At 60.3% G+C, this 13,301-nt stretch carries 14 protein-coding genes; 9 read left to right on the forward strand and 5 right to left on the reverse strand.

The annotated features are described in order from the left end of the window. Position 1: 1 nt before the first annotated feature. Positions 2-583, reverse strand: a complete 582-nt coding sequence (locus PMI35_RS04380) for a DUF6436 domain-containing protein (RefSeq protein WP_008064965.1) — start codon at positions 581-583, stop codon at positions 2-4. A gap of 95 nt (positions 584-678) precedes the next feature. Here PMI35_RS04380 and PMI35_RS04375 point away from each other — a divergent pair, with 95 nt between their 5' ends. After that, positions 679-1,626 carry an alpha/beta hydrolase gene (locus PMI35_RS04375; RefSeq protein WP_008064966.1) on the forward strand — a complete coding sequence of 316 codons (948 nt, stop codon included), beginning with the start codon at positions 679-681 and terminating at the stop codon, positions 1,624-1,626. Positions 1,627-1,737: 111 nt separating this feature from the next. On the opposite strand, the gene PMI35_RS04370 is transcribed toward PMI35_RS04375, so the two are convergent. Then, entirely contained in the window at positions 1,738-2,490 is a 753-nt protein-coding gene (locus PMI35_RS04370; protein ID WP_008064967.1) for a DUF2059 domain-containing protein, read from the reverse strand. A gap of 108 nt (positions 2,491-2,598) precedes the next feature. Between PMI35_RS04370 and PMI35_RS04365 the strand changes: the two genes are divergently transcribed. Together PMI35_RS04365 and PMI35_RS04360 are read left to right on the forward strand one after the other, a co-directional pair. Next, a complete protein-coding gene (locus tag PMI35_RS04365; protein WP_008064968.1) occupies positions 2,599-3,231 on the forward strand; it encodes a 2OG-Fe(II) oxygenase in 633 nt (210 codons plus the stop codon). Between the two features lie 2 nt (positions 3,232-3,233). Further along, positions 3,234-3,719, forward strand: coding sequence for a DUF523 domain-containing protein (locus PMI35_RS04360; protein ID WP_008064969.1), 486 nt, complete (start codon positions 3,234-3,236; stop codon positions 3,717-3,719). 123 nt (positions 3,720-3,842) lie between these two features. Here PMI35_RS04360 and PMI35_RS04355 read toward each other — a convergent pair whose 3' ends face one another. Beyond that, a complete protein-coding gene (locus tag PMI35_RS04355; RefSeq protein ID WP_008064971.1) occupies positions 3,843-4,427 on the reverse strand; it encodes a transporter substrate-binding domain-containing protein in 585 nt (194 codons plus the stop codon). A 135-nt stretch (positions 4,428-4,562) separates the two neighbouring features. Here PMI35_RS04355 and PMI35_RS04350 point away from each other — a divergent pair, with 135 nt between their 5' ends. Then, a complete protein-coding gene (locus PMI35_RS04350; RefSeq protein WP_008064972.1) occupies positions 4,563-4,988 on the forward strand; it encodes a DUF4399 domain-containing protein in 426 nt (141 codons plus the stop codon). 59 nt (positions 4,989-5,047) lie between these two features. Here the strand turns inward: PMI35_RS04350 and serA are convergent, their stop codons facing one another. Next, positions 5,048-6,277 (reverse strand): phosphoglycerate dehydrogenase, encoded by a 1,230-nt coding sequence (gene serA, locus PMI35_RS04345; protein ID WP_008064973.1) that lies wholly within the window; start codon positions 6,275-6,277, stop codon positions 5,048-5,050. A 204-nt stretch (positions 6,278-6,481) separates the two neighbouring features. Here serA and PMI35_RS04340 point away from each other — a divergent pair, with 204 nt between their 5' ends. From PMI35_RS04340 to PMI35_RS04325, 4 genes are all read left to right on the forward strand, one after another. Beyond that, positions 6,482-7,876: an FAD-binding oxidoreductase gene (locus tag PMI35_RS04340; RefSeq protein WP_032832051.1), complete on the forward strand. Its 1,395-nt coding sequence runs from the start codon at positions 6,482-6,484 to the stop codon at positions 7,874-7,876. A gap of 37 nt (positions 7,877-7,913) precedes the next feature. Next, entirely contained in the window at positions 7,914-8,579 is a 666-nt protein-coding gene (locus PMI35_RS04335) for a fumarylacetoacetate hydrolase family protein (protein WP_008064975.1), read from the forward strand. Positions 8,580-8,831: 252 nt separating this feature from the next. Further along, entirely contained in the window at positions 8,832-9,758 is a 927-nt protein-coding gene (locus PMI35_RS04330) for an SdiA-regulated domain-containing protein (RefSeq protein WP_008064976.1), read from the forward strand. A gap of 118 nt (positions 9,759-9,876) precedes the next feature. Next, positions 9,877-10,794 (forward strand): SdiA-regulated domain-containing protein, encoded by a 918-nt coding sequence (locus PMI35_RS04325; RefSeq protein WP_008064977.1) that lies wholly within the window; start codon positions 9,877-9,879, stop codon positions 10,792-10,794. 154 nt (positions 10,795-10,948) lie between these two features. On the opposite strand, the gene rpiA is transcribed toward PMI35_RS04325, so the two are convergent. Then, a complete protein-coding gene (gene rpiA / locus PMI35_RS04320) occupies positions 10,949-11,623 on the reverse strand; it encodes a ribose-5-phosphate isomerase RpiA (protein ID WP_008064978.1) in 675 nt (224 codons plus the stop codon). Between the two features lie 148 nt (positions 11,624-11,771). Here rpiA and ilvA point away from each other — a divergent pair, with 148 nt between their 5' ends. After that, on the forward strand, positions 11,772-13,286 hold the full coding sequence (ilvA, locus tag PMI35_RS04315) for a threonine ammonia-lyase, biosynthetic (RefSeq protein WP_008064979.1): 1,515 nt from the start codon (positions 11,772-11,774) through the stop codon (positions 13,284-13,286). Positions 13,287-13,301: the final 15 nt, after the last annotated feature.

Consider the following 13,301-nt stretch of genomic DNA (forward strand, 5'->3'; position numbering starts at 1 on the left):
GTTACCTCGTCGGGACGACAGGCCACGGGCAGTAACACCCCACGGCCAGTGTGTGCGTGGCACTCACTTCGCGACCTTCGTTCAACGCTTGCAGGATCGGTTCGATAAAACTGTTGCTGGAATTGCAGGTCAGGCCTTCGCTGTAGGGCCCGAAATAGGCCAGCCTGCCGTTGCGGTCCCAGATCGCCACGGCGGGGCTGGCGGGGATCTGTTCGGAGCCGGGCAGGACGTCGATGGCTTTCAGGCTGCCGAGGGTGGCGGGCAGTTGGCCGTGGCTGCCGGGCTTTTGCACCGCGTAAAACTCCACGCCGTGCGGGACATAGCGCTCGACCAGTTCGGTCAGGTGTTGTTGATTGCCGACATTGCACGGGCAGGCCGGGTCCCAGAAATGCACGAGGCGGATGGCACCGGGGCCGGCAAGGTTGTCGGGCAGGCGCAACGGATCACCGGAGAACATCGCCGTGTGCTCGCTGAATGCCCGCAGATAGCGCCCCTGAAACCAGTCGTAGGCGGCCCACAGCACCCCGGCGCACACGAGGGCAAGCAGGCTGGCGATCAGGGTGGCGCGATAGGGCGAGCGCATGGGGTCACTCCTTGTGGGTCGGCTAGCTTGCCATGCTTGCCGCGACAGATGAATATCGCAGGTCTATAAAGTCCGTTTCGCGCTCTGGAATGCCCATGTCAGTGACCTTCGATCCCGATCATCTGCGTGCCAGCCTGCGGCCGCTGGCGCAAGGGCTGCCGTTGTCAGCGGAGGCCTTGGCTTATCAACGGTTTTATGGGCTGGACTTCTCGACGCGCAAAGTACGCAGCGCCTTGGGTTGTTTCCAGGTCGATGGTTACGAGGTGGTCAGCCAGGTCTGGTGGCCGGAGCAGGTGAAGGCGACGCTGTTTGTCTTTCACGGTTTCTACGACCACACCGGTCTCTACCGGCATGTGATCGAGTGGGCGCTGGAGCAGGGCTTCGCCGTGATTGCCTGCGATTTGCCGGGCCATGGGCTGTCCAGTGGCGAGCGGGCGAGCATCAAGGACTTCGCCGAGTATCAGGACACCCTGCAAGGCTTGTTTGCCGAGGCACGATCGCTCGACCTGCCACAACCCTGGCACCTGTGCGGGCAGAGTACCGGTGGCGCCATCGTGATCGACCATGTGCTCAATGCGGGGGCGGGCAGCCCGGCCCAGGGCCAGGTGATCCTGTTGGCGCCGCTGGTGCGGCCACGGGCGTGGGGCTGGTCGCAACTGAGTTATTACCTGCTCAGGCCTTTCGTCAAAGCCATTGCCCGACGTTTCAGCGAGAACTCCAGCGACCCGGAGTTCTTGCCGTTCCTGCAGGCCGATCCGCTGCAGCCGCAGCGACTCCCGACAGCCTGGGTGGGGGCGTTGGCGCGCTGGATCAAGCGTGTCGAAGCGGCGCCGGCAAGTACCAGGCGACCGTTGATTGTGCAGGGGCAAGCGGACATGACGGTGGATTGGGAGCATAACCTTGAGGTGCTGCGTGCCAAGTTCGACCGGCCTCAAGTGCTGATGTTGCCCGAGGCGCGGCATCACCTGGCGAATGAGGCGCAGGTGTTGCGTGGGGAGTATTTCGGGTTCTTGACCAAGCGGATCAAGGGCCGGAATCTTTAGCGACAGAAAGGCCCTCATCGCCAGCAGGCTGGCTCCCACAATGTATCTGTGTACACCGGCCCCCTGTGGGAGCTAGCCTGCTAGCGATAGCGATCTAACTATCGCCAAGAATCACTGGGTCAGATTCGAAGTGCTTTGCCCCACCGCCAACCCCGCCCGAATCGCCGCCAGCGCGGCCTGGTAGTAAGCCTTGCCTTCAGCCGACTCGGCAAACGTGGCAAATTCTTCCAGTTCCTCATCCGACAGGTCGCGATAGACGTACAGCAGCGTGTTGCTCAGGTCACTGCCGATCTGGTCCATCAAGCGTTGGCGCTGCCCGTTCAGCATGCTTTGGGTCTGGCCGGCGCCGAGCAGGCCGGGGATCATCGAACTGAGGCTGTCGGCCGCGACACCGGCAATCGCCAGGCTGACTTCCGCGCCGGCCTCGCGAGCAGGCAGGGCCTGGGCCAGGTGGCCGATGATCAGCAGGCGGCTGTCGCTGGCCTGCATCTTGGGCAAGCCCTTGGCGTTTTTCGCCAGTTGATCGCGGCGGGTCGCGAGCAATTCGGCGGCGACGATTTTCTTGCCCAGCGGCGATTGAAAGAACGCCAGCGCCGGTTTCGGGTCGGCGAGGGTCTTGCGCAGCTGCGCTTCGGCACGCTGGTCCACGGCCTTGGGGGCGAAACGTTGGTTGCTGTTGTCGACCAACGCCTGGAAAACCGCCGGAGGCAGGCTGCTTTGGTAGCGTTGTTGAGCGGCCGAGAGGGCGTCGTTGAAATGCGCGCGTTGCTCTGGCCAGCCGGCGACCTTGTACAGTTGGTCGTGGCCGTCTGCCCAGGCGGGCATAACGCAGAGCATCAGCAGGGAGAAAAGCAAACGGCGCATAGGGACTCCTGTCAGCAGGCGACTATTCTCCGTGTGGCATACAGTCTTGTCGAGAATTCGTATCAACCCGCTGCATGGCTCTGTCGGATTTTCAGGCGCAGGAATACTATGCGCGCCATGCAAATACCTTCTGATCACCCGCTGCTGTTACAAATCGTCGACGACCTGGCCACCAGCGGTTGGTCGCAGCAGAATATTTTCCTGCCTCTGGGTCTGACCCGGGAACTGGCGGCTGAGTGCCATAAACGTGCCGCCGAGGGTGCATTGGCCCCGGCCGCCGTGGGTCGTGGACCGACATCGGAGATTCGTGAAGGGATCCGTGGCGACCACATTCAATGGATCGAGCCGGGTGATTCGTTGGCCTGCAACAGCTATCTAGAGCTGATGGACAGTCTGCGCGAGGCGATGAATCGCGGGTTGTTCCTGGGTCTCGAGGACTTCGAAAGCCATTTCGCGCTGTACCCGCCCGGTGCGTTCTACCTCAAGCACGTCGACCGGTTCCGCGACGACGACCGTCGCATGGTGTCGGCGGTGGTTTACCTCAATGACGCCTGGCTGCCTGAACATGGCGGACAGTTGCGCATGTACCTGGATGAAGGCGTGCAATACGATGTGGTGCCGACCGGTGGATGCCTGGTGGTGTTTCTGTCGGGGGAAGTCCCCCATGAAGTTTTACCCGCGACCCGTGAACGCCTGTCGGTGACCGGCTGGTTCCGACGTCGAGGCAACGAGCCTTTCTGATTATGCAAAAGATACTGGTAAGCCGCTGCCTGCTGGGGCACCGCGTACGTTATGACGGCGGGGCCAGCGGGCCTTTCGATCAGTTGCAGCGGTGGATCGACGAAGGTCGGGTCGTGCCGTTGTGTCCGGAAGTTGCTGGTGGCCTGCCAACCCCACGGGCGGCGGCGGAAATTCCCGGCGGGCAGGGCGGTGCAGTGCTGGATGGCCAGGCCACGGTGATCACCACCGAGGGCGAGGATGTCAGTGCGCAGTTTCTGTCGGGGGCTTATCAAGCCCTGGAACTGGTGCAACAGCACGGCATCCGCATTGCCGTGCTCAAGGCCAACAGCCCGTCGTGCGGCAATCTGCTGACCTATGACGGGACGTTCAGTGGCGTGAAGGTCAGTGGCGAAGGCGTGACAGCGGCGCTGCTCAGGCGCCATGGGGTTCAGGTCTTCAGTGAGCTTGAGCTGGCTGAAGCGGCGGCAGCGTTGGCCACACAAGACTAACCTTCAATACAAATCAACTGTAGGAGTGAGCCTGCTCGCGATGAGGCCAGTCCATTCAATATTGATTTGAATGTCAGACCGCCATCGCGAGCAGGCTCACTCCTACAGGGGTATCACATGGCTTCAGGGCTTGGGCGTTACATCCGAATCCGGCCCCAGCCACTTCTGCTCCAGCGCTTCCAACCGCCCATCCGCCTTGATCCGTTGCAACGCGCTTTCCAGGCTGGCGTGAAACGCCGGGTTGCCCTTCTGGAACGGAATCGACAAGTTCACCGCCTGGGCGGCTTTGGGCTTTTGCTCTGTCAACGACTGCACCAGCAATATCGAGCGCGGTTCTTCTTTCTGCGCGATCAATTGCGCTTGGGTTTGCACATAAGGTTCGCTGAAGTCGAAACGATCCGCGAGCGCCGGGGTCTGTGCAATGTGGTTGATGGCAATGTCGTATTTGCCACTTTCCACGCCGGTCAGCAGATCACTGGCGTCGGTAACGACAAAGTCGGCGCGCACCTCCAGTTCGTTGGCCAGCAGTTGACCCAACTCGACTTCGAAGCCGGTGAGCCTGCCATCCTCCTTGAAACTGAAGGGGGGGTTATTAGCCTCAAGGGCAATGCGCAATTCACCGCGATCGTTCACGTCGTCAATCAGTTCGGCGTGAGCCAGCGGGCTCAAAAGGGGTAGCAGGCAGATCAGGCCAGGCAGAAAACGCATGGTCACTCCTTTGAAATCATTATCGCGATGCTCTGATTCAGGCTCGCTTTGCTATGGTTGTCGAGTGCCTTCGACAACGATTGACCATGAAGTTGTGATGGTCACGCGGATTTTACGGAAAAACTGGAGAAGAGAATGAAAACCTTTATGTCACGTGCTGCTTTGGCTGGCCTGCTGATGGGCGTTTCGGTGCTGGCCGGTGCGGCTACACCGGCACCCCAGGGCGCTGAAGTGTCCATCGTTTCTCCCAAGGACGGCGGCACGGTTCCGCAGACCTTCGTGGTCAAATTCGCCGTCGAGAATATTGCGTTGGCGCCGGCGGGGGATGCCACCAAGAATACCGGGCATCATCATTTGCTGATCGACGTTGACGAGTTGCCCGCCGCCGGGCAGACGATCCCGGTCGATGCCAATCACGTGCACTTCGGCAAGGCACAAACCCAGGCTGAAGTCACACTGACACCGGGCAAGCACACGCTACAACTGATACTGGGCGACAAAAATCACACGGTGTTCGAACCACCGATTGTTTCCGAGAAAATCACGGTCAACGTTAAATAAAAAAAGGGAGCCCCCGTGAGGGGCTCCCTTTTTTACAACCGCCTGAAGCTTGTAGCTGCTTAGAACAACACACGGCTACGGATGGTGCCCTTGACGTGTTGCAGCTTCTGTTGTGCCAGGTCCGAGTATTCGGCGTCTACGTCGATCACCACGTAGCCGACTTTCTCGTTGGTCTGCAGGAACTGACCGGAAATGTTGATGCCGTTTTCGGCGAAGACCTTGTTGATCTCGCTCATCACACCCGGGATGTTCTCGTGGATGTGCAGCAGGCGGTGCTTGCCAGGGTGAGCCGGCAGTGCCACTTCCGGGAAGTTGACGGACGATACCGAAGTACCGTTGTCGCTGTACTTGACCAGCTTTTCCGCTACTTCCAGGCCGATGTTGGCCTGCGCCTCAGCGGTGGAACCACCGATGTGCGGGGTCAGGATCACGTTGTCCAGACCACGCAGCGGGCTTTCGAACTCTTCGTCGTTGGAGCGTGGCTCCACCGGGAACACGTCGATGGCCGCGCCGATCAGGTGCTTGTCCTTGATGGCATCCGCCAGGGCGTCCAGCTCGACCACGGTGCCGCGCGCGGCGTTGATCAGGATGCCGCCTTTCTTGATGGCGCGGATTTCCTTCTCGCCGATCATCCACTGGGTGGCAGCGGTTTCCGGTACGTGCAGGGTCACGATGTCGGACATGCCCAGCAGCTCATGCAGGTTGCCGACCTGGGTGGCGTTGCCCAGTGGCAGCTTGGTCACGGTGTCATAGAAGTACACCTGCATCCCCAGGCCTTCGGCCAGGACCGACAGTTGAGTACCGATCGAGCCGTAGCCGACGATGCCCAGCTTCTTGCCGCGGATCTCGAAGGAGTTGGCCGCGCTCTTGATCCAGCCGCCACGGTGGCAGGAAGCGTTCTTCTCAGGGATACCACGCAGCAACAGGATCGCTTCGGCCAGCACCAGCTCGGCAACGGAGCGGGTGTTGGAGTACGGCGCGTTGAACACGGCGATACCGCGTTCACGGGCGGCACTCAGGTCGACCTGGTTGGTGCCGATGCAGAAACACCCTACAGCCACGAGCTTCTTCGCGTGATCGAAGATCTCTTCGGTCAGTTGAGTGCGCGAGCGAATGCCGATGAAGTGAGCATCAGCGATCTTTTCCTTGAGCTGGGCTTCCGGCAGAGAACCTGTGAGGTACTCGATGCTGGTGTAGCCCGCCGCCTTGAGGACGTCGACAGCCGATTGGTGGACGCCTTCGAGAAGAAGGAACTTGATCTTGCTCTTATCGAGAGAAGTCTTGCTCATCTGCGTAAACCTGTATCCCGGAGAAAATTGGCAGGAAATGGTCAACAGATGCTGACCCGGACGGCAAGAATGCCGTCACCGCAGAACAGCCTTTGGGCACTACCCTGCGGGGTCGGTATGCTAGCATATGCACCCCGCTAAACACTCATTCCTGCGACGTGAAGCGTTCTCAGGATGACCATGAATTGTTCGAGAGTTCTGTCGATGACCAATCCTGCCCTGATTGATGAGCTGAAGACCCTGGTTGAGCCTGGCAAGGTGCTGACCGATGCCGACTCCCTGAATGCTTACGGTAAGGATTGGACCAAGCATTTCGCCCCGGCCCCGACCGCCATCGTGTTCCCCAAGACCACCGAGCAGGTCCAGGCCATTGTCCTGTGGGCCAATAAACACAAGGTGGCGCTGGTGCCTTCCGGCGGTCGCACTGGTCTCTCCGCCGCGGCTGTGGCGGCCAATGGCGAAGTAGTCGTGTCCTTCGACTACATGAACCAGATCCTCGACGTGAACCTGACCGACCGCACCGCCGTTTGCCAGCCGGGCGTGGTTACCGAGCATCTGCAGAACGTGGCCGAAGAAAAGGGCCTGTACTATCCGGTGGACTTCGCTTCGGCAGGTTCGAGCCAGATTGGCGGCAATATCGGCACCAATGCCGGCGGTATCAAGGTGATTCGCTACGGAATGACCCGTAACTGGGTCGCCGGCATGAAAGTCGTCACCGGCAAGGGCGACGTGCTGGAGCTGAATCGCGACCTGATCAAGAACGCCACCGGCTACGACATGCGTCAGCTGTTCATCGGCGCCGAAGGCACCCTCGGTTTCGTGGTCGAAGCAACCATGCGCCTGGATCGCGCGCCGAAAAACCTCACTGCGATGGTTCTGGGTACCACCGATTTCGACTCGATCATGCCGGTGCTGCATGCCTTCCAAAGCAAGCTCGACCTGACCGCCTTCGAGTTCTTCTCCGACAAAGCCCTGGCCAAGGTCATGGGTCGCGGAGACGTGCCGGCGCCATTCGAAACCGATTGCCCGTTCTACGCATTGCTGGAATTTGAAGCGACCACCGAAGAGGTGGCCAACCACGCGCTGGAAACCTTCGAGCATTGTGTCGAGCAGGGCTGGGTACTGGACGGCGTGATGAGCCAGAGCGAAACCCAGTTGCAGAACCTGTGGAAGCTGCGCGAGTACATTTCCGAAACCATTTCCCACTGGACGCCGTACAAGAACGACATTTCGGTGACCGTGTCGAAAGTCCCGGCGTTCCTCAAGGAAATCGACGCGATCGTCGGCGAACATTACCCGGACTTCGAAATCGTCTGGTTTGGCCACATCGGCGACGGCAACCTGCACTTGAACATCCTCAAGCCGGATAACCTGAGCAAGGACGAGTTCTTCGCCAAGTGCGCCACCGTCAACAAGTGGGTGTTCGAAACCGTCGAGAAGTACAACGGCTCGATTTCCGCGGAACACGGCGTGGGCATGACCAAGCGTGATTACCTGACCTACAGCCGTTCCCCGGTTGAGATCGAGTACATGAAAGCGGTCAAGGCGGTGTTCGACCCGAACGGGATCATGAACCCGGGCAAGATTTTCGCTGTTTGACCTTCGAATTCAAGCGCTACGAACCAGGAGTCGGTCCATGAGCTATCAGCACCAGTATGTCGACGGTACGCGTATTCACTTCCCGTTGGGGAAAGTGGTGTGCATCGGCCGTAACTACGCCGAACACGCCAAGGAACTGGACAACCCGGTGCCGACCGAGCCGTTGCTATTCATCAAGCCGGGCAGTTGTGTGGTGCCGCTGGAAGGCGGTTTCAGCATTCCGACCGAGCGTGGCTCGGTGCATTACGAAGCGGAAATCGCAGTATTGATTGGCAAGCCTTTGTCGACCAAACCCAGCGTTGAAGAAGTGCTCGACGCCATCTCCGGCTTCGCCCCGGCCCTGGACCTGACCCTGCGCGACAAGCAGGCCGAGCTGAAATCCAAGGGCCTGCCCTGGGAAATCGCCAAGTCCTTCGACGGCGCGGCGGTGATTGCACCGTTCGTCTCCGGCAGCACCTTCGCCGACCTGACCGACATCGGCATTCGCCTGACCATCAACGGTGAAGTGCGCCAGGATGGCAACAGCAGCGCGATGCTCAACCCGATCGTGCCGATGATCCAGCACATGGCCGGTTGCTTTTCGCTGCAGGCCGGTGACGTGATCCTGACCGGCACGCCGGTGGGCGTCGGCCCGCTGAACGTCGGCGACGAGATCGTCCTGGAACTGCCGGGCGCCAGCAGCTTCAGCAGCAGCGTTCGCTAGATCGAACACTGCTGAACCCTGTGGGAGCTGGCTTGCCAGCGATGAGGCCATCACCTTCAACACTTCTGTTGGCTGATGCACCGCTATCGCTGGCAAGCCAGCTCCCACAGGGGGCAGGGTGTCTATGCAGAGCTATCCCGCCATTTCCCGTTTTTTTCACAAAATGTCTGGATAATTCCACGGCATTCGGCGTCTGCGCCGGGCTCAATTGTGCTATTACCCCAAGCCTGAATTTCTGGAACGCATGCCCTGATGGCCACTCAACCGCTTTCGTCGCTTAAACCTGCCCGTCGCTCGCGATTTGCCCTGCGTTGGTATTCCTGGCTGTTGCTGCTGGTTGCCGCCGCCTACGGCCTGGCGTTTGCCATGCATTGGGATGACCGCGGTGTGCTCTGGGTGCAGGAGCGTTTTGAAAGCCCCGCCGAGCGTCAAGACAGCGTCTGGCTGCCGGACTACCGCGCGGTGATCGACGCCAAGCCGCTGCCCGGCATGGAAAAGGACGAAGCGTCGGACGTCACCTACGACGCCCAGACCAAAACCCTGTTTTCGGTGATGGGCAAGCACCCGTTCCTGGCCGAGTTGTCGCTGCAGGGCGACGTGCTGCGCAAAATGCCGCTGGTAGGCTGGAGCAACCCTGAAGGGGTGACGGCGCTGGGCGACGGTATGCTGGCGATTGTCGATGAACGTGACCACCAGATCACCCTCGTCAAGGTCGATGCCGATACCCGCGAGCTGAACATCGCTGACTTTCCGAAGTACGACCTCGGCCCTTCGAAAGACCAGAACAAGGCTTTCGAGGCCGTCGTCTGGGATGCGCGCAATCAGCAATTGCTGCTGGGCGAAGAGCGTCCCCCCGCGCTGTTCACCTGGAAAGGGGACGGCAAGACACTCACCGGTGACAAGCAAAAGCTTGCCAGTGATGAACTGGACATCCGCAACCTTTCTGCCCTGGCCATCGATCGACGGACCGGTCACACCCTGGTGTTGTCCGCAGACTCCCACCTGTTGCTGGAGCTGGACGAGAAAGGCGAGCAGGTCAGCTTCATGACCTTGCTGGGTGGTTTCAACGGTTTGAAAAAGACCATCCCGCGGGCCGAAGGCGTGACCATGGACGAGGCCGGCACGCTGTACATCGTGAGTGAGCCAAACCTGTTTTACCGTTTCGAAAAACAGAAATAATCGCCTTCCCGTGTAGGCTTTCTTGCCTTTGGTTGTAGGATCAGGCCAATGGCCATTAAGCTTCAATTCAGGCAGGCGTGATATTTCATCCGCCTGCCCTGAATCCGAGCCCGCCTGAATGCGTCGATTAGCCCGCCCCAAACCTCTGCTTTTGCTCCTGTCGGTGATTGCCCTGAGCGTATTGATCGCGTTCGGGCAGCACCTGCGCCTGTTCGAGCGCGCCTGGTTCAACCTGCACACGCTCTGGCAGCCGATGAGCACCCAGTCCATCGGCCTGGACCAGTATCGGGTGGTGCTGGAGGGGCAAGTCATCGAAGGGCTGGACGACGATGTTTCAGCCTTGACCTACGACCCGGTGCGCAAAAGCCTGTTCACGGTTACCAATAAAAACTCCGAATTGATCGAGCTGTCCCTCGACGGCAGGATCCTGCGCCGCATCGCGTTGGTCGGTTTTGGTGATCCGGAAGCCGTTGAGTTCATCAGCGCCGACACCTACGTGATCACGGACGAGCGCCAGCAGCGCCTGATCAAGATTCATCTGGAGCATGACACCACCTTCCTCGACGCCGCAGACGCGGAACAGATGACCCTCGGTGTGCACATGAGCGGTAACAAGGGCTTCGAAGGCCTGGCTTACGATTCGGTGGGCAAGCGCTTGTTTGTCGCCAAGGAACGCGACCCGATGCTGATCTACGAAGTGCACGGGTTTCCGCATTTCAATCCGGAAAAGTCCTACGCGGTACATGTGGTCAACAATCCCAAGCGCGACGCCGGGATGTTTGTGCGGGACCTGTCGAGCCTGCAGTACGACGAGCGCAGCGGGCACTTGCTGGCGCTGTCCGACGAGTCGCGGCTGATACTGGAGCTGGATGTGGACGGGCGACCGTTGAGCACCATGTCACTGAACAAGGGCCGGCAGGGCCTGCAAAAGACCGTACCGCAAGCGGAAGGGATCGCCATGGACGACGACGGTACGATGTACCTGGTGAGTGAGCCGAACCTGTTTTACGTCTTCAAAAAACCTTCACCGAACTAACAAGCACCGCAAAAAAACTGTGGGAGCGAGCCTGCTCGCGATGGGGCCATGACATTCAACATCTCTGTTGGCTGTTAGGCCGCCATCGCGAGCAGGCTCGCTCCCACAGGTTTTCGCTCCCACAGGTTTTGCGTTGTCTTACTTTTGCGTTGTCTTACTGGGCGCGCAGGGTCTTCACACCTTCGCTGGTCCCCAGCAACAGCAGATCCGCCGGACGCGCCGCGAACAAGCCGTTGGTGACCACGCCGACGATCGCATTGATCTGCGACTCCAGTTCAACCGGGTTGGTGATCTGCAGGTTGAACACGTCGAGGATGATGTTGCCGTTGTCGGTCAGCACGCCTTCGCGGTAGACCGGGTCGCCGCCGAGTTTCACCAGCTGGCGGGCAACATGGCTGCGGGCCATCGGGATCACTTCAACGGGCAACGGGAATGCGCCAAGGACGGGCACAAGCTTGCTGGCGTCGGCGATACAGATGAAGGTCTTGGCCACGGCCGCGACGATTTTCTCGCGGGTCAGGGCCGCGCCGCCGCCCTTGATCAGGTTCAGGTGCTCGTCGCTCTCGTCGGCGCCGTCGACGTAGAACTCCAGGTCGCTGACGGTATTGAGCTCATAGACCGGGATCCCGTGGCCCTTGAGGCGTGCGGCGGTGGCTTCGGAGCTGGCGACTGCGCCATCGAATGCGCCCTTGTGCAGGGCCAGGGCGTCGATGAAGCAGTTGGCGGTGGAACCGGTGCCGACCCCAACGATGCTCTTGTCGTCGAGTTTCGGGAGGATGAAGTCGACGGCGGCCTGGGCCACTGCCTGTTTGAGTTGATCCTGGGTCATGCGGGCTCCGGAAGCGGGCAAGGTAAGAATGCAAAGGCAGGCATTATAGCTCCATGCCGGGCCAAAACCTCTTGATTCGTGTGGTCGTGCGGCCAAAAGCCGGGTTAGACTCCTTGATCCTGCCCAACCCGCTCAGTGATGCTTTCCGATGCTTGAACAGTACGTCAAAAAGATCCTCACCTCGCGCGTTTATGACGTTGCCGTAGAAACCCCATTGCAGACTGCCCGCCAGCTCTCCGAGCGGCTGGGCAACGAGATTTTGCTCAAGCGTGAAGACTTGCAGCCGGTGTACTCGTTCAAGATTCGTGGCGCCTACAACAAGCTGACGCAACTGAGCGCCGAAGAACGCGCTCGTGGTGTGGTCACCGCTTCCGCGGGCAATCATGCGCAAGGCCTGGCCCTGGCGGCCAAGGTCCTGGGCGTGAAAGCCACCATCGTCATGCCCAAGACCACTCCCGAGATCAAGGTCGAAGGCGTGCGTTCGCGCGGTGGCAAAGTGGTGCTGCACGGCGATTCGTTTCCGGAGGCCCTGGCCTACTCGTTGAAACTGGTCGACGAAAAAGGCTACGTCTACATTCACCCCTATGACGATCCCCACACCATTGCCGGGCAGGGCACGGTGGCCATGGAGATTTTGCGCCAGCACCCGGCGCCCCTGGATGCGATCTTCGTTCCAGTCGGCGGCGGCGGCCTGATCGCCGGTATCGCGGCGTACGTGAAGTACTTGCGTCCGGACATCAAGGTCATCGGTGTCGAGCCGGACGATTCCAATTGCCTGCAAGCCGCCATGGCGGCGGGTGAGCGTGTGGTGTTGCCCACCGTGGGCATCTTTGCCGATGGCGTCGCGGTGGCCCAGATCGGCCAACACACCTTTGATATCTGCAAAGACTACGTCGACGAAGTCATCACAGTCAGCACCGACGAAATCTGTGCGGCAATCAAGGACATCTACGACGATACCCGTTCGATCACCGAACCTGCCGGCGCCCTGGGCGTGGCCGGGATCAAGAAGTACGTCGAGTCCCGCGGCGTCACCGGTCAGACCTTCGTGGCCATCGACTCCGGGGCCAACGTCAATTTCGACCGTCTGCGCCATGTCGCCGAGCGCGCCGAACTGGGCGAAGGCCGTGAAGCCATCATCGCCGTGACCATCCCTGAACAGCCGGGGAGCTTCAAGGCGTTCTGCGAAGCCATCGGCAAGCGCCAGATCACCGAATTCAACTACCGCTACAACACGGGCAGCGAAGCGCACATCTTTGTCGGGGTGCAGACTCATCCGGAAACCGACCCTCGCCGCGCGCTGATCGCCAGCCTGAGCGAGCAGGGCTTTCCGGTTGTCGACCTGACCGACAACGAACTGGCCAAGTTGCACATCCGTCACATGGTCGGCGGGCGCGCGGCGCATGTGGTCGATGAAGTGATCCTGCGCTTCGAGTTTCCGGAGCGTCCGGGGGCACTGTTCAATTTCCTTAATAAGCTCGGCGGGCGCTGGAACATCTCGATGTTCCACTATCGCAACCACGGTGCGGCCGATGGTCGTGTGGTCGCGGGCCTGCAAGTCCCCCACGAGGAGCGGCACCTGGTGCCAGCAGCGCTGGAAGAAATCGGCTACCCGTACTGGGACGAAAGCGACAACCCGGCCTATCAGCTGTTTCTTGGCTGAGCGGCTACGCTGAGG

Source organism: Pseudomonas sp. GM78, from assembly GCF_000282475.1.
In the GTDB taxonomy this organism is placed as follows: Bacteria; Pseudomonadota; Gammaproteobacteria; order Pseudomonadales; family Pseudomonadaceae; genus Aquipseudomonas.

Excerpts from the sequence above, each read along its gene's own strand:
- PMI35_RS04360 (WP_008064969.1), top strand. The coding sequence starts at position 3,234 with ATGCAAAAGATACTGGTAAGCCGCTGCCTGCTGGGGCACCGCGTACGT.
- PMI35_RS04325 (WP_008064977.1), top strand. The coding sequence starts at position 9,877 with ATGCGTCGATTAGCCCGCCCCAAACCTCTGCTTTTGCTCCTGTCGGTG.
- PMI35_RS04355 (WP_008064971.1), bottom strand. The coding sequence starts at position 4,427 with ATGCGTTTTCTGCCTGGCCTGATCTGCCTGCTACCCCTTTTGAGCCCG.
- PMI35_RS04375 (WP_008064966.1), top strand. The coding sequence starts at position 679 with ATGTCAGTGACCTTCGATCCCGATCATCTGCGTGCCAGCCTGCGGCCG.
- ilvA (WP_008064979.1), top strand. The coding sequence starts at position 11,772 with ATGCTTGAACAGTACGTCAAAAAGATCCTCACCTCGCGCGTTTATGAC.
- PMI35_RS04340 (WP_032832051.1), top strand. The coding sequence starts at position 6,482 with ATGACCAATCCTGCCCTGATTGATGAGCTGAAGACCCTGGTTGAGCCT.
- PMI35_RS04380 (WP_008064965.1), bottom strand. The coding sequence starts at position 583 with ATGCGCTCGCCCTATCGCGCCACCCTGATCGCCAGCCTGCTTGCCCTC.
- PMI35_RS04370 (WP_008064967.1), bottom strand. The coding sequence starts at position 2,490 with ATGCGCCGTTTGCTTTTCTCCCTGCTGATGCTCTGCGTTATGCCCGCC.
- PMI35_RS04330 (WP_008064976.1), top strand. The coding sequence starts at position 8,832 with ATGGCCACTCAACCGCTTTCGTCGCTTAAACCTGCCCGTCGCTCGCGA.
- PMI35_RS04350 (WP_008064972.1), top strand. The coding sequence starts at position 4,563 with ATGAAAACCTTTATGTCACGTGCTGCTTTGGCTGGCCTGCTGATGGGC.
- PMI35_RS04335 (WP_008064975.1), top strand. The coding sequence starts at position 7,914 with ATGAGCTATCAGCACCAGTATGTCGACGGTACGCGTATTCACTTCCCG.
- PMI35_RS04365 (WP_008064968.1), top strand. The coding sequence starts at position 2,599 with ATGCGCGCCATGCAAATACCTTCTGATCACCCGCTGCTGTTACAAATC.
- rpiA (WP_008064978.1), bottom strand. The coding sequence starts at position 11,623 with ATGACCCAGGATCAACTCAAACAGGCAGTGGCCCAGGCCGCCGTCGAC.
- serA (WP_008064973.1), bottom strand. The coding sequence starts at position 6,277 with ATGAGCAAGACTTCTCTCGATAAGAGCAAGATCAAGTTCCTTCTTCTC.